The sequence below is a fragment of the Bacillus sp. NMCN1 genome (assembly GCF_002998085.1).
Taxonomy (GTDB): domain Bacteria; phylum Bacillota; class Bacilli; order Bacillales; family Bacillaceae; genus Bacillus.
Map to the genome: position 1 here is coordinate 841,966 of NZ_PVQL01000002.1, position 25,412 is coordinate 867,377.

Genomic DNA, 25,412 nt, shown 5'->3' on the forward strand with positions numbered 1-25,412 from the left:
GTCAAAAGAGCATATGGGAGAGATGCGGATGGGCAAAGCATTGATTTGTATTGATTATACCGTTGATTTTATTGCAAACGATGGAAAATTGACATGCGGAAAGCCTGGACAGGCGATTGAGCCTAAGATCACAGAGATCACATCTTCATTTATTGAAGAAGGACACTTTGTCGTCTTTGCAGTCGATCATCATGAACAGCAAGACCCTTATCATCCAGAGACAAAGTTATTTCCGCCCCATAATATTCGCGGGACAAAGGGAATTGAACTTTATGGCAAACTAAGTTCACTATTTCACACGTCAAAGCATTTAAAGCATGTCTACTATATGGAAAAAACAAGATACTCTGCTTTTGCAGGCACTCAATTAGAAATGAAACTGCGCGAGCGCGGCATCACTGAACTTCATTTAGCCGGCGTATGTACCGATATTTGTGTACTTCATACAGCTGTTGATGCGTACAATAAAGGCTTCGAACTTGTGATTCACGAGAATGCTGTAGCGAGTTTTAATGAAGCGGGGCACGAGTGGGCACTTTCTCACTTTGAGCAGTCGCTTGGTGCGAAAGTGGTTAAGTAAGGAAGGAGAATGGAAGTTGGAGCATCGGTTTATTGACGACAGTTTATCACTACATACAGATCTTTATCAAATTAACATGGCAGAAACGTATTGGAGAGACGGCATTCATGAGAAGAAGGCAGTTTTTGAACTCTTCTTCAGAAAGCTTCCATTTGACAATGGCTTCGCTGTATTTGCTGGTTTAGAGAAAGCGATTGAATATTTATCGGACTTCTCCTTCACCGAAAGTGATCTAGCGTATTTAAAAGATGAACTCGGTTATAAAAGCGATTTCATTGATTATTTAAGCGGGTTGTCCTTTACAGGCTCCCTTCATTCAATGCGGGAAGGCGAAATTGTCTTTGCAAATGAGCCGATTATGCGCATTGAGGCAACGCTTGTAGAAGCGCAGCTAATTGAAACCGCCTTGCTGAATATTGTGAACTTCCAGACGCTGATCGCAACAAAGGCAGCTCGGATTAAAGGAATCATTGAAGACGAGACAGCACTAGAATTCGGGACAAGACGTGCACATGAAATGGATGCAGCGATGTGGGGAGCAAGAGCGGCACTCATCGGCGGCTTCCAGGCGACAAGTAATGTTCGTGCTGGGAAGCGCTTCAACATTCCAGTGTCAGGAACACATGCCCATGCGCTTGTACAAGCATACCGCGATGAATATACGGCATTTAAAAAATACGCTGAAACCCATACAGACTGTGTCTTTTTAGTCGATACGTATGATACCGTGAGATCCGGTATTCCGAATGCCATTAAGGTAGCGAAAGAATTCGGAGACAAGATCAACTTTATTGGTGTCAGACTAGATAGCGGTGACCTTGCATACTTGTCTAAAAAAGCTAGAACGATGCTGGATGAAGCAGGATTCCATGACGCAAAAATCATTGCATCAAGTGATCTTGATGAACATACCATCATGAATTTAAAAGCACAGGGTGCCAAAATTGATGTGTGGGGTGTTGGAACAAAACTGATCACAGCATTTGATCAGCCAGCCCTTGGTGCTGTGTATAAGCTTGTGTCGATTGAAGAGAACGGTAAGATGAATGACACCATCAAAATTTCATCCAATCCAGAGAAAGTGACAACACCAGGCCGTAAACGTGTGTACCGCATCATCAATCAATTGAATCATCATTCTGAGGGTGACTACATTGCGCTCGAAGAGGAAGATGTTCATAGTGAGGATAAACTGAAAATGTTCCATCCTGTGCATACATTTATCAGCAAATTTGTCACAAACTTTGTGGCTAAGGATCTTCATGTCCCGATTTTTGAACAAGGAAAACTTGTATATGACAATCCGGATATTCAAACGATTCAAGCCTATGTGCAGGATAGCCTCGGACTTTTCTGGGAGGAATATAAACGAATCAGCAAACCAGAAGAATATCCAGTCGATTTGAGTCAAAAATGCTGGGATAACAAGATGCAGTTTATCCATGACGTGAAAAATAAAATTAAACTAGAGCTTTATGAAAGCTAATTTTTGAAGAAAAGGAGATCACCAAGCCAGGTGATCTCTTTTTTTTATTTTTTGACCGATTCAAAGTGAACCATAAGCGCAATCATTTGGTATACTGAAAGCACATCTTGTTTGTCATTGCATAAAGGAGGATTGGAGCAGTTGAGGGTGTTTGTTGCGAGACAGCCTATTTTTAACAGAAAAGAACAAGTCGTATCATATGAGCTGCTTTATAGAGATAGTGAAACCAATACATATAGCGCTGAAGATGGTGACCAAGCGACAACGGACCTCATTATTAACAGTTTTTTAAATATCGGCATCGAAACATTGACAGAAGGCAAACGATGCTACATTAATTTCACCGAAAGCTTACTTTCGTCTGATCTGCTCACCTATTTTGATCCGCATCAGCTTGTGATCGAGATATTAGAAAATGTACCGATTACCCCGGCACTTATTATGAGATGTAAGCAGTTAAAAAAATGGGGATATACGATTGCGCTTGATGATTTTTTTGTAAGCGGAACACATTTTAGTGATAAGTTGCTTGACGAACTCCTCTATTGCATTGATATTTTAAAAATTGACTTTCTAAAGACCACATTGAAAGAACGTAGAAATATTCTACATACGTATAAAAAATATCGACTTCGATTCCTTGCAGAAAAGGTGGAAACGCGAAGAGAATATGAAGAAGCGCTAGAAGCCGGCTTCCATTTGTTTCAAGGGTATTTCTTTAGTGAGCCGCATGTCATATCAGGACGAGCATTATCGACCAGCTTCCATGCGTACCACCAGCTTTTAAATGAGCTGAGCAAGGAACAGCCGAATATCCAGGTCGTGACCCATTTTATTGAAAGTGACCTTTCGCTATCATACCAATTATTAAAAATGCTGAATTCAGGCGGCATGAGACGTCTTTATCAAATCAAAAGTATCCGGCAGGCGATTATCCTGCTTGGGTTTAATGAAATTCGGCGCTGGATCTTTATTCTTTCATTTAAAGAACTGAATGTTCAAGCCAACTCAAGCCAAAAAGAAATTATCAAAATGTCATTCATTCGGGCGAAAACGTGTGAACTGATTGCGAGTCGTACTGAACGAGAGAACCCAGCCTCTTATATGCTGACAGGCATGTTTTCTCTCATTGATACGCTTGTCAGGGCAGATATCACAGAACTTGTGAAAGAGCTGCCGCTTTCGGATGAAGTTGGCGAGGCACTGCTTGGCTATGAAAATGATTATTCATTTGTACTAGGTGTAGCAAAACGGATTGAACGAAATGAATGGGATGATGAGATGTTAGATGGGAATTTCCCGAAGCAAGAAGCCTACGGATGTTATATAGAAGCCATTGAATGGTGTCATAAAATGTTTGAATCTTAAGAAAAGCCGCCCAGTCAGAGCGGCTTTTTTGTTATGCCCACTGTAAAAGAAGAAAAAGTCTGCTAGAGGCGAGAGACAAGTAGATACGAATGCCTTCTGGACTAAAGCGGATATCAATGCCACTTTTCACACCGATTTGCTTCAGCATTCGGATAACACTTGTCGAATCAGAGCGCTCAGCAGCCTCCATGATGCGCTGTGCAAACGAAAGCGAGCTGGAAATCTGCTGAGTAATGAGTGAAGCATCAGCAACAAGTTGGGCTGATTCCTTTGCGGCTCGTTGAAACGAGTGGGCATCTACTGGAGGAAAAGTCATAGGCGTGCGCGGGTATGCACGGCTCATTGCGGGAACCTGCAAAGCAGGATAAGGAACATAGTAAAACATATGGCCACCTCTTCTCTCATTGACGTGAAATTGGACGGATATCTGTTCTAAATGTATGTAGAAAATCAGAATAAAGAATCAAAATGATCTTTCTACCTTTATAAACCCAGCATAAAAATAGGTACTTTTGCGGTCAATTTCGGTGAATGTCGCCAAAAAATTGCGGTGTCCACAATAGGGTCTGTCGTCTGACCTATAACACGCAAAATCGTGGATACGGAAGGGATCATATGTTCTTTTGTGAGAGAAGTGTGACGAATGATGCCTATTCTTGTCGCAAAAATGACGCAGTTCCTTTGAAATTGAGATAAAAGTATGATTTGAAAAGTCAGAAAATGATGAAAAAAGACCTATTGAATTTTGCGGTATCACGCACACGTTTTGTGCATACTTTTCGGTGAAAAAATACTCAATTACATTTACACTGTTAGTAACAGATCAAATACTTATGACCCAATCACCATACACAAATACATTGATCTTCCAAAAAAGGAGAGTGGAATCGATGGAAAAGTATGAAATCGAAGAACTTAAACAATTATTATGGAAACTTGAAAACGAAATTAGAGAAACAACGGCTTCTCTTCATAACATTAACAAAAGCATTGATCAATACGACAAATATGAATATGTGAAAATTTCTTAAAGACTTGATAATCATCAAGTCTTTTTTTTATCCAAATACATACAAAAAAAGGATATATTATTATATAATTGTTAAATAGTGATGTCAGCGGACATTTGCTCATGTCTTTTTAGTAAAATAAAAGGCGGAAGGGTGAGGTACAAGACCGAGTATGCTAAACTATCTAGAGAATACAAAAATCAAGCAGAATATGTCTGATTTTATTCAACATGCAGTCAGGCAGAAGGATTTACAACAACTGCTTCTAGAATTTACGGATATAAAGAATGAATTTCCCTTTGGGCAATTGGCTTACAAGCATTATGAGGCATTTGGCGGACAAGACAAGCAAGCGATTACACAATTGGCAGCAGGGATTGAACTTCTCATTTTATCAGCCGATATATTAGATGATATTGAAGATCAGGATAAAGATTCGTATCCTTGGATGAACGTCAACCAAGGAGTGGCCATCAATGCTTCTACGTATTTGTATACGCTGAGTATCCAATTCATTACATCAATAGGTGAAAATGATTCTCAATTAATTGAGAAACTGTTCCATCTCATCAAGATGTCAATGGAAGGACAACATGAGGATTTGCGTCATATGCACGGAACAGAAGAAGAGTGTGTAGAGGTGTTAAGGAAAAAATCAGGATCATTAACAGCTCTTTCTAGTGTACTGGGTGTTTATTTAGCGACGAGAAAAATCAACTCAACTGTGGAATCTTATTCAATATGTTATGGTGTTGCTGAACAGATCAGTAACGATTTTTTTGCGTTATTTTCGAAAACAAACGGAGATTTTCTAAAAAAACAAACGCTGGCATTTAGCTATTTACAAAGAGGTTTTAACGATGCCAGTCAAGAGCTTCTTACGTTCTTTTCTAGTCGTCTAGATGAGTCAGAACAAAAGTCATTTCAGCTGAAGCAGAAATTACTTGAAGCTGGTTTGACTCAGTACATGGTATCAATGAGAGAGATTATGCTGTTAAAAATGAGGCAAGGGATTGAACAACTTGATTTACCTAAAACAAAGAAGGAACAATTGTATGCATTTATGACAAAGGAGGGCAATGATTGAACATTCAAAATATCATTGCATATCTAATAAAAAACCCAGGTGTGGTCGATGAATTGATATCTGGAAATGCAAGCTTAATTCATGCTGACGCACAAACAACTGCAGCCATTATACAGGGGGTAAAAAAAGAATACATGAATGCAAAATACATCTGGGAGTATTAATTTAAAGTTCAAACCTGTATGATGATTTAATGATCTTTCTTAAGGATGTTTTAAACATGAAGCTTACCTATACAAAATTGTCCACGTTTCTTGTATTTTTATCTTTTTTATTTGTGATCTATATTTCATATATCTATGTATTTGATATTTTTAATGGTGCACGTGTAGAAAAGAATGAAAACGGTCAATCGGAAGTTGTTGACGTTGAATATCTTTCTTTAGCTTATTCGTCGGGGTTAAAAGAAGGAGATATTATACTAAAGATAAATGGACAATCTAATTTAATTCAAGACCACATGATCAATGGTAAGCTTAGAAATGTACAAAGAATTGATATACAAAGAGGCAACCAAATTATATCACTTAAAAATAAGACATTGATTGGTCGCGAAAGCTTATTTGTCTATTTAATCCCTCTTCTTCTATATTCAATATGCTTATTCTGTATCTTTTTTATTATTAAAATTAACAAAGAACCGCAACGAAAATCTGCATTTTTATTAATTTTATTCTTATTGTCAATTTGTATTGGATATCTAAGTGCGGGTACGTCAGGAATTGGTGATAGATTTAGCCATTATGTTCTCTTATTGTGTTTATCAAGTGTGTCTATCTTATATATTCATTTTATCTATCAATATTTCAAGGAATTTGATGTGCATTTAACGAATCCAAAGCTCATCAAGTACTTATATGTGATCCCTATTTTTAACCTTGCCGTACATAGCGGGGTTTCGGTGTCATCTGAATTGAGAAAATATGTTCCTAGTATCAGTTTGCTGTTTTTTTCGGAACAGTTTTAATAGCTCTTTATTTAATAGTCAGGGGAATGAAGAAATATAAAAAAACAGCACATGGTTCAGTTTTAAAGTTTTTTGCCCTTATGAATGTTTTGTCGTTCAGTCCATTCATTCTCTTTTTTGTTATTCCCTATGTGTTTTTTGATAAGTATTTGATTGATCCTTTTATTTTGACATCAATCGTTTTGTTAATTCCTTTTTCTCTCGTCTACCAATTCATGACGAACAAACTTTACAATATGGATTTTTTGATTAGCAGACTGAGGTACTATGGCTTTCTAGCCATCACACCGACCATTTTTGTTGTCGTCACGTTTTACATTCTGCAAAAACCAGAAGATTTGAAGTACACTCTGAAGCTCGCATTAATCACCTATGCGCTCATGCTTGCTGTCTTTTATTTTAAAGAAATTCTAGATTTCCGCTTCCGGCTGAAACGATTTTCAGAGAAGCATAATTATCAGGACAGTGTGTTTAAATTTACTCAGCTCATTCGTGAGGCGTCATCACTTCATCAAGTGCTGTATCATTTGAAATACACCATTTTAGAAGTGCTTGTTGTTAATAAAGCCTTTGTACTTGAAGTGAAGCCAGATGGACAGATTGAAGAGATTGATGAATCTGGGGATGGCAATCTATGGAAAGAGTATGTGGATCAATTTCAGGATATTTTAGGGGAAGTCGGGAAAATCATTGAGCTTGATAAAGGGTTTATGATGAAAATTGGCGAGCGGGGCGGTCACTCGTTTGTGATATGCTGTTTATCCAATTTACAGACACCTAAATTGACACGTGATGAGATTTCTTGGCTGAAAACATTGGCATTTTACACAAGTGTCAGTTTAGAAAATGTCGTCAAGATTGAAGAATTGATGGAGCATCTTGAAGATTTGAAGCAGCGTGAAGCGAACCCTGCTTGGCTGAAAAAAGTCATGTTTGCGATGGAAGAAAAGCAGCGCTCCGATTTAGCGAGGGATCTTCATGATTCCGTGCTGCAGGATTTGATATCGCTGAAAAGACAGTCAGAGATGTTTTTAACGAATTTCCAAAACGATCAATGCCCAACGTCTATTGAACATTCGCTTATCTCATGGAATGATCAAATGTCTAAAGTGATTCAAACCACGAGAGAAACATGTCATGAACTTCGGCCGCAGCTGCTGTACGATTTAGGTTTAGTGAAGGCGATATCGAAGCTGACTTCTCAAATCCAGGAGGAAGCACCGTTTCATATCCGGCTGAATACGACACGCTTTGATAAGGAGCTGGACATTGATATTGACTCCCAGCTCAATATTTACCGGATTGTTCAGGAGCTGTTATCCAATGCCTTGAAACATTCACAAGCCAGTCAAGTGCTGGTGATGCTGATTTGTATTAAAGATCAGGTTGTTCTTCACTACGAGGATGATGGAGTCGGTTTTGATGCAAGCCATCTTGATCAGCACACCATGAGCATGGGCCTCTCGGGAATCAGAGAACGAGTCAAGGCGTTAAATGGGAAGCTTCACATTCACACAGCCCCAGAAAAAGGACTGAAGGTGAAAATTGAAATGGAATTGTAACGATTTATTAAGGAATAAGACTTGGCATCTGCCAAGTCTTTTATATAAAATGGAAGTGAGTGATTTAAAGGGAGGAAGACATGAAGAAGATATTGGTCATTGATGATCATCCGGCTGTCATGGAAGGGACAAAAAGCATATTAGAATCAGATCAGCAGCTATCAGTCGATTGTTTAAGTCCTGATGCAGAAGCCGCCTTTTTAAAGACGCATGACTTTTCCATCTATGATGTGATTTTGATGGATTTAAATCTCGGGGATATCAATGGAATGGACATTGCGAAACAAATTCTAGAAACCAACCAACAAGTGAAAATTATCATTTATACAGGGTATGAAGTAGATGATTATTTTGAAGAGGCCATTCGGGCTGGATTGCACGGTGCAATTAGTAAAACAGAGACAAAAGACAAAATTATTGAATACATACACCGCACATTGCAAGGAGAAGTTGTCATTCAGCTATCCTATTTAAAGAAATTAATTTCACAGCAGCAAGAAAAGCCAGAACAGGCGCAGCAGACCGATCACGAGCTGTTAACAGAGCGAGAGTGTTTGATCCTCAGAGAAGTGGAAAAGGGATACACGAACCAAGAGATTGCCGATGTGCTTCATTTGAGCAAACGCTCGATTGAATACAGCTTGACGTCCATCTTTAATAAGCTGAATGTTGGCTCTCGAACCGAAGCGGTGTTAATTGCAAAATCTGAAAGTGTGCTGTAAACGTGTGAAGGGAGAGAACCCTGATGGAAGTGAGTGGATCAAATACACTGCTTGAGGCACTTGGGATTGAGATTGTAGAGTGTAATAAGTCACGATGCGTAGCGACAATGCCAGTCGATCACAGAACAAAACAGCCATTTGGACTGCTGCACGGAGGAGCATCTGCTGCTCTAGCAGAAACAGTGGCAAGCATGGGGGCTGCGGCTCATTTAGACTTAACTCAGCAAGTTTGTTCAGGGATTGAAATCAATGCCAATCATTTAAAATCTGTACGTGATGGAGTAGTGACAGCGACGGCTGTTCCTGTACATGTAGGGCGCCGTACAATGGTATTTCAAATTGATATTAAAGATGATCGAGACCGGCACATCTGTACGTCAAGATGCACACTTGCTGTCATTGATCGCATATAAAAAAGCTCCCGGTGCAGCGGAAGCTTTTTTTTAGGTTTAGCGGTAGAAATAAATGAAGAACCTCACATGTGAGGTCCTTCATTCAATTGACAAAAGATTTATAGGTACGAGTCTTCTTTTCGTTTAATCACAAAGTTACGAAAACCGCCATAATCGTCTTGTACACTTCGTTTGTCCATCTTGACCCCGGTATTGTAGGCGGCTCTTCCGATCAAGTGTGCGCCGACTGGAGCTGTTAAGAAGATAAAGACAATCCCGAGCAGAATCTTCGCAGAGATGATGCCGGTAAGAAACCATTCATGAAAGAATACCCCAACTAATATAAGAACAACACCAAGTGTTGAAGCTTTTGACGCAGCATGCATACGTGTATAAACATCTGGCAAACGAAGTAAACCAATAGCTGAGACGAGACACAGAATGGCGCCAAGCAAGATGAAAAAGATCACGATGGCTTTAGCGATGACGATCATTTTCAATCACTTCCCCTTTCTCAAGGAATTTAGAAAAAGCGACGGTGCCGATAAACGCAAGAATCCCGAGCAGTAAAACAATCTCAAAGAACGTAGTTGTCTTCAGTAAGAGTGACACAATGGCTGTCATCCCAATTAAATTAATCCCTACCGCATCAAGTGCACTCACACGGTCTGGAACGGAGGGTCCTTTAATGACCCGTATGACAAAAAGCAAAGTAGACAAGGCGAGAATGCCGAGTGATATTTGTAAGATGATTTCCATTATTTACTACTCACCTCCTGAATGGCTTTTTCAAATGATACACGAATATCATGAATGGCTTTTTCAGCATCTTCAATATCCATCGCATGAATGTATAAAATCGATCGATCATCTGATATATCGATTACGAGTGTTCCTGGAGTCAACGTAATTAAATTAGCCAGCACAGTAATTTCCCAATCCCGTTTTAAGTCTGTACGAAAGGCGAATATCCCTGGCTTGATTTGAAGCTTCGGAGACAAAATCGTCTTTAGCACACTTAAATTGGCAAGAAGCAGTTCACGAATGAAAATGACCACTAGCTTGAAAATGGAATAAAGAGCAAAGCCGTAAAAACGTTGCGGGAAGAAACGCCGCAGCATAAAAATGGCGACCACCCCAAGTATATATCCTGATACAAAGCCTGAGGCCGTGTATGTATCATTCATAAACATCCAGGTAAAGGCGAGGAGAGCGTTTAATAATATTTGAAAGGCCATGTTCATCTACTCCTTCAGCACAGCTTGAATATATTTTTCTGGTGTTGAAAGCATTTCCGCAGCTTGATTGATGTAAGGAGCAATGAACTCTGTTCCTAATCCAATCGCAAGCGATAAGACGACAAGCAGTACGCCTGGATACACCATTCCCTTAATTGACGGTTTTCTTCTTGGCAGATCCTGTTCCTCGCCCCAAAATGCGAGCGTGAAAATCCTCATGACACTATAGAGGACAAGAAGGCTGGATAGTAAGACAAGGATAGAAAAAGTCATATGCCCAGCTGAAAAGCCGCCTTCCACAATTTTCAGTTTTCCTACAAACCCGCTAAGCGGCGGAATTCCTGCAAGGGATAATGCGGATATGAAAAACATCCAGCCGAGAAGTGGCTGTGATTGAATCAGCCCGCCCATTTTTTTCAGATTGTTTGTGCCAGCGTACACAAAGAGTGCACCTGCCAGCATAAATAAAGCTCCTTTGATGACCATGTCGTGAATGAGATAATAAATGGCCCCTTGGAGCGATGCAGGAGTATTGGCAGCAATTCCAAATAAAATGACCCCCACCGCTGTCACAATGTTATAAATCACGATCTTTTGCACATCTGAATAGGCAATCGAGCCAATCACACCGAATATCACCGTCAGTGCGGCCAGCCACGCCATAAATGTATGAGTGAACCCTGTATCGTGTATAAAAATTAGCGTGAAGACTCTGGCAATCGCATACAAGCCAACCTTTGTCAGCAAAGCGCCAAATAGAGCGGAAATCGCTGCTGGCGGTGCATGATACGACCCTGGAAGCCAGAAATAAAGCGGGAAGATCCCAGCTTTTAAGCCAAATACAATCATGAACAGAATGGAAATGACAGTGATTAATCCTGTTTGCCCTGATTCAGCGATCTTCACACTTAAATCAGCCATATTCAGTGTACCAGTGACTGCATATAAACAAGCGACACCGACGATAAATAAAGCCGATGAGATGATATTAAACACAATGTATTTGAGTGATTCACGAAGCTGCGGTTTTGATCCGCCTAGCACAATGAGCATGTATGACGCCATCAGCAGCAATTCAAAGAATACAAACAGGTTGAAGATATCTCCTGTTAAAAAGGCACCGCTCACGCCAGCTAACAAGAACTGTACGCCAGAATAATAGAACAGCCGCTCTCTTTCTTTTCCAATTGTTCGAAAGGAAAAAAGCACTGTGACAAGCCCAACAATGGAAGCGGTCAGTACGAGCAGTGCAGCAAACTGATCGGCCACAAGCGCAATGCCAAATGGTGCTTTCCAGCCGCCCAAATAGAGTGTTTGAATCCCATTTGTGAAAATCGTTTGGACCAAAAATAGATTGCACGCGATCGCTGTAAGAGACGCAAAAACGCTAAAACCTCTAGACAGCATGATATTTTTATTCATAAAAATCAGCAATGTAGCGGATAGAACTGGTACTAAAATAGGTAATATAACGAGATTATTCATGCTGATCATTTCCTCTCATTTGATCCATGTCATCTGTTCGCAGCTCTTGGAAGGCTCGGAAGGCCATGACGAGTAGAAATGATGTCACACCAAACGAAATGACAATAGCCGTTAAAATTAATGCTTGTGGCAATGGATCTACATAGGATGTAATTCCCTCAGTTAAAATGGGAGGAGCTCCTTTTTTTAAACCGCCCATTGTTAATAGGAGTAAATGGACACCGTGGCTCAAAACAGCAGTCCCAACGATGACCCGCAAAAGGCTTTTTGAAAGCAGTAAATAGGTCGCCGTCATAAAGATAATTCCGACGAGAATAGACATTAGAAATTCCATTATTCCTTCTCTCCAATCGTTTGAATAATGGTCATGGTGACACCGACAACAACCAAATACACACCGATATCAAACAGGACGGCTGTTGCCAGCTCTGTTTTCCCTAAAATCGGCAATTGAAAATAACCAAAGGTATGGGATAGGAAAGGGGCACCGAACAGGAAAGATCCCATACCAGTCAATAGCGCAATGAGCAGCCCCACACCTGCAACATAGATGAAATTAAACGGCAGAATGCGTCTTACTGTCTTCAGATCGTAAGCTAAAAGTAGAAGGACGACAGCGCTCGCACTCATTAAGCCTCCAATAAATCCTCCGCCTGGATTGTTATGTCCCGCAAGAAACAGGTGAAGGGAGAAGAGCAGGATGATGAATGCAGTGATTTTGGTTGTAACTTGTAAAAGCATATCATTCGTATCAATTTTTCTCATCGACGCACTCCTCTCTTCCGTTTTTCTTGTGTCTTTAATAATCCATAAATACCAAGAGCCGCAATCGCCAGCACGGTAATTTCAAAGAGCGTATCAAAGCCCCTGAAATCAACAAGGATGACATTGACAATGTTGTCTCCGCCTGCAAGCTTGTAGCTGTTTTCAATAAAGTAAGACGCAATCGTATCAAGTGACTGATTGCTAGTTGAAGCGAAAGCAAGGCATGTCACAATGACACCAACACCTACTGAAATGATGAGGTTGGTCATTTTAAATCTCCTCGTTTTTTGCTTCATGCTCAGTTTTGGCAAGTGATAGAAGCAAAGTAAAAACAGTGCAACAGAAATCGTTTCAATAATTAGCTGAGTGAGGGCAAGATCAGGTGCCCTGAAAATAACAAAAAATAGTGACAGCGTATACCCCATTACGCCTAGTCCGATAATGGCTGTTAAGCGAGAACGAGCAAATACAGTCGTGAGGGTTGCTGCTATCATCACTAATGACAAAATGACCTCGTACGTGCCGATTGGTGCAGCATGCTCCATATTAAATGAGAAGGCATTCTGATAAAACATGACACTCCCAAGCACGATAATCATGAACCCAAACACATAGACAAGGTAATCACGAAGGAAACCGGTCATATAACTGTTTGTCAGGCGATAGGAGCCTTTTTCTAAGCCGATCAGTGACCGGTCATATAATGAGTTAAATGACCATTTTTCTTTGAAGATATTGTATATTGGACGCCATTTTGACAACGTCAAATATCCGATGATCCCTAAAGCTACAACACCTATTGTCATATAAAGCTCTTTCTCAAAGCCGTGCCATGCTTCAATTTTGATAACAAAACGTTTTCCAGGATCAATGGCATCAGGAATAATGGATGCAATCGCAGGTTCAATGACAGAATAAGCTAGAATATTAGGGAAAAAGAAGAAAGTGACCACAAGTGCAGCGAGAATGATTGGCGGAATGAGCATGCCAATCGGTGCTTCATGCGGTTTTTTCTCCAATTTGTCTACATTCAGACGACCTCTAAATGTTTTAAAGAGGAGCATCATACTGTAAATGAACGTAAAGACACTAGCGAGCCAAGCAATGGCTGGGAAAATAGCGCCCCATGTTGAAATGTCAGTAAAACTGATCTCAGAAATGCGCAGCATACTTGTGAAAAACAGCTCTTTACTTAAGAAGCCGTTAAATGGCGGAAGTCCAGCCATGGAGAATGTACCGATTAACGTAATCGTAAAGGTAATCGGCATGATGGTCATTAAACCACCTAACTTCCGAATGTCCCGGGTGCCTGTTTCGTGATCGATAATACCAGCCGCCATAAAGAGACTGCCTTTAAACGTGGCATGGTTGATTAAATGGAAGATCGCAGCGAGAACCGCCGCGCCAAAAAAGGCGGGGTTGTTTTCATGAATTGCAGCTGTCCCTACTCCAAGCATAAGCATAATCATCCCGAGCTGACTAACGGTAGAAAAGGCAAGAATGGCTTTTAAATCGTTTTGACGGACGGCGTGGAATGATCCCCAGAATAATGTCACAAGTCCAACGATGGATATGGTCCAAAACCACACCTCTGATATAGCAAAGATTGGACTGAAGCGGGCAACAAGATAAATACCAGCTTTCACCATCGTAGCAGAATGCAGATAACTGCTCACAGGGGTAGGTGCTTCCATTGCATCAGGCAGCCAGATATAAAATGGGAACTGCGCTGATTTCGTAAAGGCACCTAGTAAGATCAGGATCATGGCAGGGATAAAGTAAGGTGATGCCATAATGAGCTGAAGCTGATTGACTGCTTCACGAATACTAAATGAATCAGTAATCAGATAGAGGAGGATAAAACCACCGAGCATAGCTAATCCGCCAAAAACGGTAATCAGCAGTGATTTTGTCGCTCCGTAACGTGAACGATCCCGCTTATACCAATATCCAATGAGCAGGAAGGAAGAAATACTTGTCAGCTCCCAAAACAAGTAAAGAACCACCATGTTGTCAGATAGAACGACACCGAGCATAGCGGTCATGAACATTAACAAATACGTATAAAAAGAGCCGAGTTGTTCTTTTTCCTTCGATAAGTAGAAAATACTGTATAAGACGACAAGTGCGCCAATACCTGTAATCAATAGGGTAAATAATAAACTAAGACCGTCTACATACACAGTGAAATTCATTCCAAGAGAAGGAATCCATTCGACCTGTGAAAACAACGTTCGTCCATTTGATGTCATCGTAATCATCTGGACAAAATAGCTAAATAATAGAATAGGCAAGATAAGAACAAACCACCCTGTATGTATACGCTTTACGTATTTAAAAAGAAAAGGCACAACAAACGCAAGCAAAAAAGGCGATAGGATGGCGAAGTGAATAAGCTGCAAGAAAATAAACCTCCTTCAATCAATATAAATTCACGTTCTAAAGAACTGGTAAATAAAATTATAGCGTAAATACAGACATAGTGCATTGGTTTGAACTGATTTACAGCAAACTGTATTTGTTTTGAGTTCTTTTGACCACAAAAAATATTTTATCAAAAATGAAACTCATTGTATATTGTTTTGTATTTCGTACATGCTTTTCTTAAAGGAGCTGATTACATGAAACTAAAAGCGGGCATCAGCTTAAGCATATTCTGCACGATTTTAGGAGGAGCATTCTTCATAGAACGAAATGATCAAAAAAGGTGGCAGACGGAAAGTGAATGGCCGTTGTTTTCAGAACATCTTCTATATATGACTTATCAAGAGGCAAGACAATATCCATTCCAGCCAAGAGAATATATAAGAGTAGTCTCTGCTGAAGAATAAAACCTTATAGGAGAAAAGGAATATAAAAAAGCATGTGCCCGTAATAGAGCCCATGCTTTTTATTGTTTGATTAAGTAAACATTCTAAGTAAGATCGTTGCACAAATGACAGTTGCTGCTCCGCCAAGACGTGTAGAGACTTGTGCGAAAGGCATCAGACCCATTCTTCCAGAAGCTGAAAGGATCGCAACGTCACCTGTACCGCCAAGTCCGCTGTGACAGCCTGTCACAATAGCAGATTCTACCGGGTACATGTTCATCAATTTTCCAACGAAGTAACCTGAACCAACCATTCCAAGAACGACAGCGATACATACACAAACAAATGGAATAGAAATGACTGTTGCTACATCATCAAGTGGAATGTATAGAATCCCTAGACCGACCATAAGCGGCCATGTAAAGCTTCTTGATACAAACTTGTAGAACTGCTGTGAGCCATCTTGCAGATGCTGAGGCATCACGTTTAAGTATTTGATTAAAGCGGCAAGAACAATCATTAAGATTGGACCTGGAATATGAACAAAGCTTTCTAACAAACCACCAAAAATGAACGTTGTACAAGCAACGAGTACACCAGCACCCATTAATCCGAAATCAACTTTTGGATCCATATCAGGCTGTTCAAAAATTTCATTTGCCTCTTTTGATTTTACAAGACGGCCATTCCCGTTTAGTTCAGGACGTTTTTCACCAAGCTTCTTCATTGCGCCAGCACAGATAATGGCAATGACGTTCCCAATGACGGCAGCAGGAATTAATTGAGAAATTAATGACTCTGCTGATACACCAAGAATTTGTGAATAAGCAATAGATAATGGCAAAATCCCTTCACCAACACCACCGGCAATAATCGGAACAATAATAAAGAAGAACGAATGATGCGGTGTGTAACCAACTAAAAGACCAACAAGAATTCCGGCAGTCACAGCTGCAATTGTACCTGCAACAAGAGGAACAAACATACGAATAAGGCCTTGTACTAAAACAGTTCGCTGCATCCCAAGAATACTACCTACTACAAGAGCAGAAATATAGAAGTAAAGGAAGTTCGACGTTTTCATAAGAGACGTAACCGCTTCCAACGAGTTCGGATTCAGAACATGAAAAAAGACCAGGAACGATGGTACGAATAGAGAAAGAATCGCCGGTCCACCAATATCTTTTAAGATCGGAATACGTTGTCCTATATCTCCAAGGAAAATCCCCAAAATCATAATAACAGCGAAACCACCAAGCATATTTGCTGGAATTTTATTAAAATAAGCGGCAGTTAAAATGATCGCTGCAAGTACTAAATACACAGGTAAGTCAATAACACCAATTTTCCAAGACATGATCTTACGGAAAACGCTTTTATTATTGTCAGAATCATCTGTAATCGATTTCAATTGTTGTGTATTAGCCACATAAACACCCCCAAATCTATTTGACTCAATTGTAGAAGATTCTGTGACACTCATCTATTTATTAAACTAAATTAAGTGTAATAAAAGTAAAATAAACAGGAGTTTTTATGTTTTTATCATACAAAAATCCCCTAAAGGTAGTTTATCCTTCAGGGGATTGATCATACATCGTCTTTATCGTTTTCCTTTTAAATAAGGTGTCCCAAGTGCTTTTGGTGCATCAGCCCGGCCGATGAAGCCAGTGAGTGCTAGGATGGTAAGCACATATGGTGCAATGAGCATATACACGTTCGGTATATCTTGGAATAGCGGCAGGAGAGAGCCAATAATGCTTAAACTTTGAGCAAATCCAAAGAATAAGGCAGCGCCCATTGCGCCAAATGGGTGCCATTTACCGAAAACAAGTGCAGCTAGTGCGATGAAGCCTTGTCCAGTAATGGTAGCATGTGAGAAATCAAGCGCGATGGTCGACGCATAAACAGCTCCGCCAAGGCCACCAAACAGTCCACTAATAAAGACGCCGATATAGCGCATCCGGTACACTTTGATTCCCATTGTATCAGCAGCCATTGGATGCTCTCCAACTGCACGAAGACGAAGACCAAACGGCATTTTAAATAAAACAAACCAAGCAACAACCGCAAGCGCTAATGCGAGTATGGACGTATAATAAACATCTTTAAAGAATATATCGCCAATAATCGGAATGTCACTTAAAAGGGGAATATCACCTTTATAGAAAGGCTCTGTAATTTTATCCGTTTGTGCTTTCCCGTAAATGAGTTTCACGACAAACAGCGTAGCGCCAAGTGCCAGCATGTTAATAGCAACACCACTGACCGTTTGATCTGCACGGAATGTAATGGTCGCAACTGCATGAATCAAAGAGAACAATCCGCCAATCGCCATTCCGACGAGGAGCCCAAGCCACGGGGTCAAGGCCCCAAACGTATCAGCATAAAATAAGTTAAAGATGATACTGGAAAATGCTCCGACGACCATCAAACCTTCAAGACCGATATTCACAACCCCTGATCTTTCTGAAAAGACGCCTCCAAGAGCGGTTAAAATAAGTGGTGCAGCATAGACAAGTGTTGCTGGGACGATGATTTCAAGAATTTGCAGAAATCCCACTTATTTTCCCCCCTTTTTCTTCATTTGGTTAATCACAAGACGGATAATATAGCTTGAGGCGACGAAAAGAATAATGATCGCAATGACAATATCAACGACCTCAGTCGGTACGCCAGATTCAAGCGGCATATTTAAAGCACCGACCTTCAATCCACCAAGCAGCAGCGCAGCAAGAACAACACCAACAGCAGTATTTCCACCTAGTAAAGCGACGGCGATTCCATCAAAACCTACACCGGTAAACGAGCCTTTAATTGAAGCATATTCAAATGTGCCAAGACCTTCCATTGCGCCTGCAAGACCTGCAAAAGCACCTGAAATGAGCATCGCATAAATGATATTGCGGCGAACGTTCATACCGGCATAATGGGATGCCTGCTGGTTCATTCCAACAGCCCGCAATTCAAAGCCTTTAGAGGTCTTTTGAATAATGACCCACATCACGACCGCAGCTATAATGGCAACAAAAATCCCATTATGCATCCGGGAGAAATCGGTGATTTGTTCAAAGAAGCCAGAGCGAAGCGAGGCAGTGGCATCGATTTTTTCTGTTTTATCTTTATTATTTGTTAAGACATTGGAGATCAGATAGTTTGTAACATGAAGGGCAATGTAGTTCATCATGATCGTGACAATCACTTCATGAACATAAAAACGAGCCTTTAAAAACCCAGGAATAAAGCCCCATAATGCACCAGCAGCAGCTGCAGTGATGAGTGCAAGCGGCAGATGGATATACATAGGTGCATGGACAGTTGTACCGATCCATACAGCAGCTACCCAGCCAATCAGCATTTGACCTTCTACACCGATATTAAAGAGACCTGTCCGAAATGCAAAAGCAACAGCAAGTCCTGATAAAATGTAAGGTGTGACTTGTCTGATGGTTTCTCCCATATAATAGGTTTCACCGAAGACGCCATTCCAAAGGGCGCCATAGCCTTCGATGACACTATAACCGCTTGCCAGCATAATAATGGCCCCAACAAAAAGACCAAGTACAATGGCTATAAGCGGAATTAGCAGATTTGTTAAGCGATTAGACATTTGCTTCTTTCCCCACTTCCTGTTGCTTACTTCCAGCCATTAATAGACCAAGCTCTTGCTCTGTTGTTTCTTTTGGATCAACAATGGCAATAATGCTGCCTTCGAAAATAACAGCAATCTTATCACTGACATTAATAATTTCATCAAGCTCAAATGAGATGAGCAGGACGGCTTTGCCTGAGTCCCTTTGCTCAATGAGACGCTTATGAACAAATTCAATTGCACCAACATCAAGTCCACGTGTCGGCTGAGCGGCAATTAATAAATCAGGATTGCGGTCAACTTCACGGCCAATAATGGCTTTTTGCTGGTTCCCGCCTGACAGGGCGCGCGCCTCTGTATATTCACTCGGTGTTCTTACATCATACTCCGCAATGATTCGTTTGGCTTTTTGGTAAATATTTTTCATATTCATCAAGCCGAATTTTGAGTATGGACGCTGATAATACGTTTGTAAGGAAATATTTTCTCCTATTGAAAAATCAAGCACCAGTCCGTGTTTATGACGGTCTTGAGGAATATGTCCAATTCCAGATTCGGTCACCTTACGAGGCGGAAGATTTTGAATGGCTTTCCCGTTTAGCATGATCGTGCCAGAATCTGATTTTTTTAGACCAGTAATGGCTTCAATTAATTCAGATTGACCATTGCCATCTACTCCAGCAATACCGACAATTTCTCCAGCCTTTACTGAGAGGTTGAGATGTTTGACCGCTTCAATTCCTCGCGCGTCTTTTACCGTAAGATCTTGAATTTGAAGTACTTCCTCAGCAGGAGAGGCGTCTTTTTTGTCTGTTTTAAATGAAACTTCACGGCCGACCATGAGGCTTGCAAGCTCATCTTTATTTGTGCTTTCCACATCAAGTGTACGAATGCCTTGGCCTTTTCGGATAATGGTCACACGGTGACAGGCATCCATAATTTCTTTCAGTTTATGGGTAATTAAAATAATGGATTTGCCTTCATTGATTAAGTTTTTCATAATTTGTATGAGTTCTTTAATTTCTTGAGGTGTTAAGACGGCTGTTGGTTCGTCGAAGATCAAAATGTCAGCGCCGCGGTAAAGAGTTTTTAAAATTTCTGCACGCTGCTGCATACCGACAGAGATGTCAGATACTTTTGCGGCAGGGTCTATTTTTAAACCATAGCGGTCAGAAAGCTCTTGTACTTGCTGTATGGCTTGTTCTTTGTCGATATTTCCAAACTTCTTAGGCTCTTTTCCTAAGATGATGTTTTCAGCGACGGTGAATGTATCGACAAGCATAAAGTGTTGATGCACCATACCGATGCCTAAATCACTTGCATCATTTGGACTAGAGATGGTCACAGGTTTTCCGTGTACCTTGATTTCACCTTTTTCAGGCTGATAAAGACCGAAAAGCACGTTCATGAGCGTTGATTTTCCAGCGCCGTTTTCACCAAGCAGCGCATGAATTTCGCCCTTTTTTAGCTGTAGCGTAATGTTGTCGTTTGCTACAATGCCAGGGAATTCTTTGCGTATATTCAACATTTCAATGACATAATCCACAGGTTTAACCGCTCCTTTTTTAGGGTGCTGATGAAGATAAAAACTAGCAAAAGAAAAGCTGCAAAACGAGGCTGCAGCTTTTCTTTTACCACCTTTTACGAATAAAGAGGAGGTAAAGGAGAGGCAAGGGGATAAGGCAGTCTTATCCCGATGCTCAAATTAAGCTTTAAAATCTTTTAGTTCATCACGTGTTGCAGGGATTTTGACTTCACCCTTGATGATTTTTTGTTTCCATTCTTCTACTTTCTTCAATACATCTTTATCAAGGTTGTCCTGAGATGGAGAAATGTCAACAGCGCCTTCTTTCAGACCGTAAGTGATCACTTCGCCGCCAGGGAATTTACCTTCTTTTGCTTTCGTCGTTAAGTCTTGTACCGCTGTGTCTACTTTCTTAATCATAGAAGTAAGAGTGACACTTTGTTTTGTTCCAGGTACTTTTCCTTCGTCATACTGGTCTTTATCTACACCGATAACCCAAACTTTACGGTTAGGATCAGCTTTTTTCAGGTTTTTGGCTTCTGTGAAGACACCAGTTCCAGTACCGCCAGCTGCGTGATAAATGATGTCGACGCCAGATTTGTACATGCTTTCAGCTGTTGCTTTACCGATGTCTGCTTTATCAAATGCACCAGCATATTTCACTTCCACTTTTGCTTTCGGGTTAGCTGCTTCAACGCCTGCACGGAATCCAACTTCGAATTTTCTGATTAATTCAGAGTCAACGCCGCCAACAAAACCGATTTTGTTCGATTTTGTAGAAAGAGCAGCCGCAACACCTACAAGGAATGATCCTTCATTTTCGTTAAACATAATGCTGGCTACGTTGTCTTTTTTCACAACTGCATCAACAATACCAAAGTGATTATTTTTACGTTGATCTGCGATTTCACTAATAGAATCTTGCATTAAGAAACCAATTCCATAAATCAGGTCGAATTTCTCACGAGCAAGTGTGTTTAAGTTCGTTGTATAGTCAGCGTCTGATTTAGATTGTAAGTAATCAAAGCCGTTTTTACCTTTTTTTAGATTGTTGTCTTTTCCAAATGCTTGTAAACCTTCCCAAGCGGATTGGTTAAACGATTTGTCATCGACACCACCGACGTCAGTTACCATTGCAACAGTGAATTGATCTTTATCTTTTTTGCTTTCACCGCTGTTTGAGCCAGAGTTGCCGCATGCTCCAAGGATGGTTCCTGCTGCTACGACTAAGGACAATGCTAGTCCAATTTTGCGCTTCTTCAAAACATAACCCCCTATAAAATTTAAAAGTTTCAGAAAAGTCTCGCGAAAAAAGACCGATCTACTTCTTCTCACCCTTCTGAACAGGGCATTTTATCCTGCTTTCTCCTGAAACTTTTGGAGGGAAGGAGAGAAGATGTAAGACATCAGACTTATATCTCGTTGAACTAATCAATCATAATTTATCATTTCCAATCGAATAAATAAATAGAAATTTGTTTTATTTTTAAAAAAATGTTAAAAGGCTAAATTCGATGTCTTTTTATCTGCTGAAATATGATATAATGCCGCTTTTGTGATGTGCTCTACTACAGTGGAACCGCTGATATCAAGGGGTTTGTTACATCGTGTTCCATTAAAAAACATCTGGCCTCTGTAAAAGGTCAGATGTGTCAAATTATAGATATTGCTGAATTAAATTCATATTTGTTGTACTGAGTTTATATTGGAAAACAGGACGTCCAATTGTCCCGTATGCCATTTCAACATCAACTACTTCGATGTCCTCAAGGAATTTCAAGTATTTTCTAATGGAGACTTGAGAGATTTCTGTATGATTCGCTAGGTCTTCGGTCGTGAAAGCCTGATGACCGAATGATTGAATACTTGTCCAGATGAGTTTGAGTGTGCTTTTGGTCAGGCCTTTTGGCAGTAGGACTTTTTCTGTCTCTGCTTTTTTATGAAAGAGCTTCGCATCTAAATCATTTTGCGAGATGCTGTTCATCGTTTGGTACAAGGCGTGTTTTCGTTTATACTCTGAGAGCGCTGATTGGAAACGTTCAAACTCAAATGGCTTGATTAAATAATCAACGGCCCCGTTTCGCATCGTTTGCTGGATGACATCGACTTCATTGGCAGCTGAAATGACAATGACATCAACAGAATGATTTTGCTTGCGTATTTCTGATAATAGGACCAGTCCATTTTGTCCAGGCATATAAATATCGAGCAGTACAAGGTGAATGGCTTCTGTTTTTAAGATGTCCAGTGCCTGCTGAAAAGAGGTGGCAATCCCTTTTAATTCAAAGCCGTCTATTTGGGTCAGGTAGCGTTTGTTCAGCTCCCCAACCATTGGGTCATCTTCTACTATTAACACATTAATCATGTGAATCCTCCTTTTGTTTATACGGAATGCGGAGACTAAAGGTCGTTCCTTCTCCTTTTTCACTCGTGACAATCAGGTGTCCGTTCATTTTTTTGATGCTTTGGTCAACGAAGTACAGACCGAATCCTCTGTCTTCTCCTTTCGTTGAAAAGCCTTGATCAAACATGATGTCTTGTTCGTCTTTTGTGAGACCAACACCTGTGTCCGTAATCTCAATATGAAGCTGCTCCTGAACGTATCGGAATGAGATCGAGATGTTTTTCGTCTCAGTATGAGAAACAGCATCGAGTGCGTTATTTAACAGGTTGCCAATTACGGTAATGAGATCATGTGTCACTGCCGGGTCCTCCGTATTTGGGACTTGTGTACTGCATATGACTTCTAAGATCGCACCTTGTTCCCTGATATAGCTTTGTTTTCCTAGTAAAAATCCTGCTAAAACAGAGTTTTTCACATGGTTGATGATTTCATTTGTTTCCGTTTGCTGATAGATCGCAATATCTTTGATATAAGTGCCAAGGTCATCGTAGTTTTTGAGCTGAACCAATCCTAAAATGACATGTAGCTTGTTCATAAATTCATGTGACTGGGCACGGAGGGCATTTGCATACATCTTGACTCCGCTCAGCTGCTCAGCCAAGTGTTTGACTTCTGTTTTGTCACGGAAGGTGGCGATTGCCCCAACAATCTCGCCTTTTACCGTAATCGGGACCTCGTTAAAGACGAGCTCCAGTCCGTTCATTCTCACGTCGCGGTCAAGCAGCGGCTTGCGTGTTTCAATGACTTGCTTTAAGCCGCTTGAAGGGAGGAGCACCTGAACATCTTGTTCTCTAGGATCAACCATAATGCCCATATTATGAAAGAGCCGTTTGGCTTCAGCGTTGGCCAGCTTGATTTTACCGTGCTGATCGACCGCAAGAATCCCTTCTTTTGTTGATTCTAGCATGGCGCTTCGTTCTTTTAATAATGTAGCGATCTCATCTGGCTCTAGTCCAAACATAATTTTCTTCACTTTTCGTGCCACAATGAGTGCTCCGATGATACCAGAAAGAAGGCTGAGCGATATGACGAAGTAGAGTGGAAGTAAGCTTTGATGAATAATCAAGTCAATTTCCTTTAACGTAATCCCTACTGCCACAGCCCCGAGCTGCTTCCCATTTTGATCATAAACAGGAACAAAAGCACGCATGGATCTACCAAGTGTTCCAGAAGCCGTACTAATATGTTCTTTACCCTGTAATGCTAGTTTTTCATCACCGCCAGCAAACCGTTTCCCGATCTTCTGCGGATTTGGATGGGTTTTGCGAATACCGTTCATATCCATCACAACCACAAATTCGGTTTTGGTGATTCGCTGAACACTTGTTGTATATTGACGCAGTGCTGAATACGATCGATTTTCTTCTAATGATTTCGCTGTGATCGGAGCCTCTGCGACCATTTTGGCAGTGGAGAGTGCGATGTCACGTTCCTGCTGATGAATGTTCTTAGCTGTTTCCGACCAGATCGTAAAGAATGTGATACAAAGGGAGATCAGGACAACGATACAAACAAAAATCGTCAGCCGTGTTTGCAGTCTTAATGTTTTTTTCACGAGTATACCCCTAACGCACGATTTTTTCGTAATAGTAATACTTTAACGGGAAAATGTAAGTTTGTGAAGGAATGTACGTGCAAAATCACAAATTTGATTTTGCTGCCAGTTTACTTTGAAAGCATCTTGTCAATCCGTTTTAAGTGAGCCATAATAAATGTGAGCTTATGAGAAAGGATCTATTTATGAAAAATACATATTTGACTGGATATTTTCCGCTGATTTCGATTTTACTATTCAGCTCTGCTTTTTCGATTTTCACAGTAGGGATCATGACTGATTTTTTGACTCAAGCAGGTATTTTAAAAGGAATGCTGGAATTTTTCTCGGAACAGGGCATCCGGCTTGCTCTTTTTGCTGCTTTTGCACTTGTTTATTTTATGATTTTATCTGCCTTGAAACTGATTGCAGATACGGTGTTAGAGCTGGCACTGCTCTTTTTCGCGAAAGATCCTGAAGGGGAGAACTTAAAGAAAATTCGGATTGCATCCGTTGTTTATTTATTTGCCAGCTTGCTTGCATTTCTGCTGACGCAGCAGCTGATTCTGCTTGTCGGACTATTTGTTTTAGCAGGCCTTGTCTATTTTATCTGGGTTGTGGTCCGCATTTATCAATCGCTTTCCATGCTGAATTTAATTGGATTTATGATGTTTATTCTGCTGTTTTGGGCCACGTTTTTAATCGGCATTTTGTACTTATTTATTAAGCTTTATAATAGTGTTATGGCGAGTCTGCCTGCTTAAACAGACAAAGAAAGCATCCTCCATCATCGGAGGATGCTCAGCGTGTAGACAAACCCTCGCATTCGGTGTCAGGTCTGCGTTCCGGTGCTCACGAATATTCAATTCGCTCCGCTCCGGTACT

The 25,412-nt window shown here is 40.6% G+C and carries 25 protein-coding genes and 1 pseudogene; 11 read left to right on the plus strand and 15 right to left on the minus strand.

Annotated elements, in window-relative coordinates; genetic code table 11:
• Nucleotides 1-28 precede the first annotated feature (28 nt).
• From C6W21_RS14100 to C6W21_RS14110, 3 genes are all read left to right on the plus strand, one after another.
• On the plus strand, nucleotides 29-580 hold the full coding sequence (locus C6W21_RS14100) for a cysteine hydrolase family protein (RefSeq protein WP_106050864.1): 552 nt from the start codon (nucleotides 29-31) through the stop codon (nucleotides 578-580).
• A 16-nt stretch (nucleotides 581-596) separates the two neighbouring features.
• Complete coding sequence (locus tag C6W21_RS14105; RefSeq protein WP_003212630.1) at nucleotides 597-2,066, plus strand: nicotinate phosphoribosyltransferase; 1,470 nt, start codon at nucleotides 597-599, stop codon at nucleotides 2,064-2,066.
• A gap of 141 nt (nucleotides 2,067-2,207) precedes the next feature.
• On the plus strand, nucleotides 2,208-3,434 hold the full coding sequence (locus C6W21_RS14110) for an EAL and HDOD domain-containing protein (protein WP_106050865.1): 1,227 nt from the start codon (nucleotides 2,208-2,210) through the stop codon (nucleotides 3,432-3,434).
• A gap of 31 nt (nucleotides 3,435-3,465) precedes the next feature.
• On the opposite strand, the gene C6W21_RS14115 is transcribed toward C6W21_RS14110, so the two are convergent.
• Nucleotides 3,466-3,819, minus strand: coding sequence for a YuzC family spore coat inner layer protein (locus C6W21_RS14115; RefSeq protein WP_106050866.1), 354 nt, complete (start codon nucleotides 3,817-3,819; stop codon nucleotides 3,466-3,468).
• A gap of 505 nt (nucleotides 3,820-4,324) precedes the next feature.
• Between C6W21_RS14115 and degQ the strand changes: the two genes are divergently transcribed.
• The 6 genes and pseudogenes from degQ to C6W21_RS14145 all read left to right on the plus strand — a co-directional run bounded on the left by degQ (nucleotide 4,325) and on the right by C6W21_RS14145 (nucleotide 9,195).
• Nucleotides 4,325-4,465 (plus strand): degradation enzyme regulation protein DegQ, encoded by a 141-nt coding sequence (degQ, locus tag C6W21_RS14120; protein ID WP_003213123.1) that lies wholly within the window; start codon nucleotides 4,325-4,327, stop codon nucleotides 4,463-4,465.
• Nucleotides 4,466-4,616: 151 nt separating this feature from the next.
• Entirely contained in the window at nucleotides 4,617-5,531 is a 915-nt protein-coding gene (locus tag C6W21_RS14125; RefSeq protein WP_106050867.1) for a polyprenyl synthetase family protein, read from the plus strand.
• Nucleotides 5,528-5,695, plus strand: a complete 168-nt coding sequence (gene comX, locus C6W21_RS14130; protein ID WP_081311380.1) for a competence pheromone ComX — start codon at nucleotides 5,528-5,530, stop codon at nucleotides 5,693-5,695. The genes C6W21_RS14125 and comX overlap by 4 nt, the downstream gene beginning before the upstream one ends.
• Before the next feature lie 56 nt (nucleotides 5,696-5,751).
• Nucleotides 5,752-8,060, plus strand: a pseudogene (locus tag C6W21_RS14135) (sensor histidine kinase).
• An 80-nt stretch (nucleotides 8,061-8,140) separates the two neighbouring features.
• Nucleotides 8,141-8,782 (plus strand): two-component system response regulator ComA, encoded by a 642-nt coding sequence (gene comA / locus C6W21_RS14140; protein ID WP_058013793.1) that lies wholly within the window; start codon nucleotides 8,141-8,143, stop codon nucleotides 8,780-8,782.
• 23 nt (nucleotides 8,783-8,805) lie between these two features.
• Nucleotides 8,806-9,195 (plus strand): hotdog fold thioesterase, encoded by a 390-nt coding sequence (locus C6W21_RS14145; protein ID WP_034659822.1) that lies wholly within the window; start codon nucleotides 8,806-8,808, stop codon nucleotides 9,193-9,195.
• A gap of 98 nt (nucleotides 9,196-9,293) precedes the next feature.
• Here C6W21_RS14145 and mnhG read toward each other — a convergent pair whose 3' ends face one another.
• From mnhG to C6W21_RS14180, 7 genes are read right to left on the minus strand one after another with little or no spacing between them, the layout of a single operon-like run.
• Nucleotides 9,294-9,668 carry a monovalent cation/H(+) antiporter subunit G gene (gene mnhG, locus C6W21_RS14150; protein WP_106050869.1) on the minus strand — a complete coding sequence of 125 codons (375 nt, stop codon included), beginning with the start codon at nucleotides 9,666-9,668 and terminating at the stop codon, nucleotides 9,294-9,296.
• On the minus strand, nucleotides 9,652-9,936 hold the full coding sequence (locus C6W21_RS14155) for a Na(+)/H(+) antiporter subunit F1 (protein ID WP_223249599.1): 285 nt from the start codon (nucleotides 9,934-9,936) through the stop codon (nucleotides 9,652-9,654). Before C6W21_RS14155 ends, mnhG begins: the two co-directional genes overlap by 17 nt.
• A complete protein-coding gene (locus C6W21_RS14160) occupies nucleotides 9,933-10,412 on the minus strand; it encodes a Na+/H+ antiporter subunit E (RefSeq protein ID WP_106050871.1) in 480 nt (159 codons plus the stop codon). The genes C6W21_RS14155 and C6W21_RS14160 overlap by 4 nt, the downstream gene beginning before the upstream one ends.
• Before the next feature lie 6 nt (nucleotides 10,413-10,418).
• Nucleotides 10,419-11,897: a Na+/H+ antiporter subunit D gene (locus C6W21_RS14165; protein ID WP_106050872.1), complete on the minus strand. Its 1,479-nt coding sequence runs from the start codon at nucleotides 11,895-11,897 to the stop codon at nucleotides 10,419-10,421.
• A complete protein-coding gene (locus tag C6W21_RS14170; RefSeq protein ID WP_066030469.1) occupies nucleotides 11,890-12,231 on the minus strand; it encodes a Na(+)/H(+) antiporter subunit C in 342 nt (113 codons plus the stop codon). The genes C6W21_RS14165 and C6W21_RS14170 overlap by 8 nt, the downstream gene beginning before the upstream one ends.
• Complete coding sequence (locus C6W21_RS14175; RefSeq protein ID WP_106043633.1) at nucleotides 12,231-12,662, minus strand: Na(+)/H(+) antiporter subunit B; 432 nt, start codon at nucleotides 12,660-12,662, stop codon at nucleotides 12,231-12,233. The genes C6W21_RS14170 and C6W21_RS14175 overlap by 1 nt, the downstream gene beginning before the upstream one ends.
• Nucleotides 12,659-15,064 (minus strand): Na+/H+ antiporter subunit A, encoded by a 2,406-nt coding sequence (locus C6W21_RS14180; RefSeq protein ID WP_106050873.1) that lies wholly within the window; start codon nucleotides 15,062-15,064, stop codon nucleotides 12,659-12,661. Before C6W21_RS14180 ends, C6W21_RS14175 begins: the two co-directional genes overlap by 4 nt.
• 219 nt (nucleotides 15,065-15,283) lie before the next feature.
• Between C6W21_RS14180 and C6W21_RS14185 the strand changes: the two genes are divergently transcribed.
• On the plus strand, nucleotides 15,284-15,493 hold the full coding sequence (locus C6W21_RS14185) for a hypothetical protein (protein WP_106050874.1): 210 nt from the start codon (nucleotides 15,284-15,286) through the stop codon (nucleotides 15,491-15,493).
• 70 nt (nucleotides 15,494-15,563) lie between these two features.
• Here C6W21_RS14185 and C6W21_RS14190 read toward each other — a convergent pair whose 3' ends face one another.
• The 7 genes from C6W21_RS14190 to malK form a co-directional block, all read right to left on the minus strand.
• Nucleotides 15,564-16,901 carry a 2-hydroxycarboxylate transporter family protein gene (locus C6W21_RS14190; protein WP_003213451.1) on the minus strand — a complete coding sequence of 446 codons (1,338 nt, stop codon included), beginning with the start codon at nucleotides 16,899-16,901 and terminating at the stop codon, nucleotides 15,564-15,566.
• Nucleotides 16,902-17,075: 174 nt separating this feature from the next.
• On the minus strand, nucleotides 17,076-18,035 hold the full coding sequence (locus C6W21_RS14195) for an ABC transporter permease (protein WP_060597207.1): 960 nt from the start codon (nucleotides 18,033-18,035) through the stop codon (nucleotides 17,076-17,078).
• Nucleotides 18,036-19,082, minus strand: a complete 1,047-nt coding sequence (locus tag C6W21_RS14200) for an ABC transporter permease (protein WP_106050875.1) — start codon at nucleotides 19,080-19,082, stop codon at nucleotides 18,036-18,038.
• Nucleotides 19,075-20,610 (minus strand): ABC transporter ATP-binding protein, encoded by a 1,536-nt coding sequence (locus tag C6W21_RS14205; protein WP_106050876.1) that lies wholly within the window; start codon nucleotides 20,608-20,610, stop codon nucleotides 19,075-19,077. The genes C6W21_RS14200 and C6W21_RS14205 overlap by 8 nt, the downstream gene beginning before the upstream one ends.
• Before the next feature lie 159 nt (nucleotides 20,611-20,769).
• Nucleotides 20,770-21,852: a BMP family lipoprotein gene (locus tag C6W21_RS14210; RefSeq protein WP_034659810.1), complete on the minus strand. Its 1,083-nt coding sequence runs from the start codon at nucleotides 21,850-21,852 to the stop codon at nucleotides 20,770-20,772.
• Nucleotides 21,853-22,246: 394 nt separating this feature from the next.
• Nucleotides 22,247-22,954, minus strand: coding sequence for a response regulator (locus C6W21_RS14215; protein ID WP_034659808.1), 708 nt, complete (start codon nucleotides 22,952-22,954; stop codon nucleotides 22,247-22,249).
• On the minus strand, nucleotides 22,947-24,548 hold the full coding sequence (gene malK, locus C6W21_RS14220; protein WP_106050877.1) for a malate sensor histidine kinase MalK: 1,602 nt from the start codon (nucleotides 24,546-24,548) through the stop codon (nucleotides 22,947-22,949). Before malK ends, C6W21_RS14215 begins: the two co-directional genes overlap by 8 nt.
• 185 nt (nucleotides 24,549-24,733) lie before the next feature.
• On the opposite strand from malK, the gene C6W21_RS14225 reads away from it, so the two are divergent.
• Nucleotides 24,734-25,291: a YufK family protein gene (locus tag C6W21_RS14225; protein WP_106050878.1), complete on the plus strand. Its 558-nt coding sequence runs from the start codon at nucleotides 24,734-24,736 to the stop codon at nucleotides 25,289-25,291.
• The last annotated feature ends 121 nt before the right edge of the window (nucleotides 25,292-25,412 follow it).

Bases quoted from the DNA above. Each gene is read 5' to 3' on its own strand.
- C6W21_RS14100 (WP_106050864.1), top strand. From the start codon at position 29: ATGGGCAAAGCATTGATTTGTATTGATTATACCGTTGATTTTATTGCA.
- C6W21_RS14115 (WP_106050866.1), bottom strand. From the start codon at position 3,819: ATGTTTTACTATGTTCCTTATCCTGCTTTGCAGGTTCCCGCAATGAGC.
- degQ (WP_003213123.1), top strand. From the start codon at position 4,325: ATGGAAAAGTATGAAATCGAAGAACTTAAACAATTATTATGGAAACTT.
- C6W21_RS14125 (WP_106050867.1), top strand. From the start codon at position 4,617: ATGCTAAACTATCTAGAGAATACAAAAATCAAGCAGAATATGTCTGAT.
- comA (WP_058013793.1), top strand. From the start codon at position 8,141: ATGAAGAAGATATTGGTCATTGATGATCATCCGGCTGTCATGGAAGGG.
- C6W21_RS14145 (WP_034659822.1), top strand. From the start codon at position 8,806: ATGGAAGTGAGTGGATCAAATACACTGCTTGAGGCACTTGGGATTGAG.
- mnhG (WP_106050869.1), bottom strand. From the start codon at position 9,668: ATGATCGTCATCGCTAAAGCCATCGTGATCTTTTTCATCTTGCTTGGC.
- C6W21_RS14160 (WP_106050871.1), bottom strand. From the start codon at position 10,412: ATGGCCTTTCAAATATTATTAAACGCTCTCCTCGCCTTTACCTGGATG.
- C6W21_RS14165 (WP_106050872.1), bottom strand. From the start codon at position 11,897: ATGAATAATCTCGTTATATTACCTATTTTAGTACCAGTTCTATCCGCT.
- C6W21_RS14170 (WP_066030469.1), bottom strand. From the start codon at position 12,231: ATGGAATTTCTAATGTCTATTCTCGTCGGAATTATCTTTATGACGGCG.
- C6W21_RS14175 (WP_106043633.1), bottom strand. From the start codon at position 12,662: ATGAGAAAAATTGATACGAATGATATGCTTTTACAAGTTACAACCAAA.
- C6W21_RS14185 (WP_106050874.1), top strand. From the start codon at position 15,284: ATGAAACTAAAAGCGGGCATCAGCTTAAGCATATTCTGCACGATTTTA.
- C6W21_RS14200 (WP_106050875.1), bottom strand. From the start codon at position 19,082: ATGTCTAATCGCTTAACAAATCTGCTAATTCCGCTTATAGCCATTGTA.
- C6W21_RS14215 (WP_034659808.1), bottom strand. From the start codon at position 22,954: ATGATTAATGTGTTAATAGTAGAAGATGACCCAATGGTTGGGGAGCTG.
- C6W21_RS14225 (WP_106050878.1), top strand. From the start codon at position 24,734: ATGAAAAATACATATTTGACTGGATATTTTCCGCTGATTTCGATTTTA.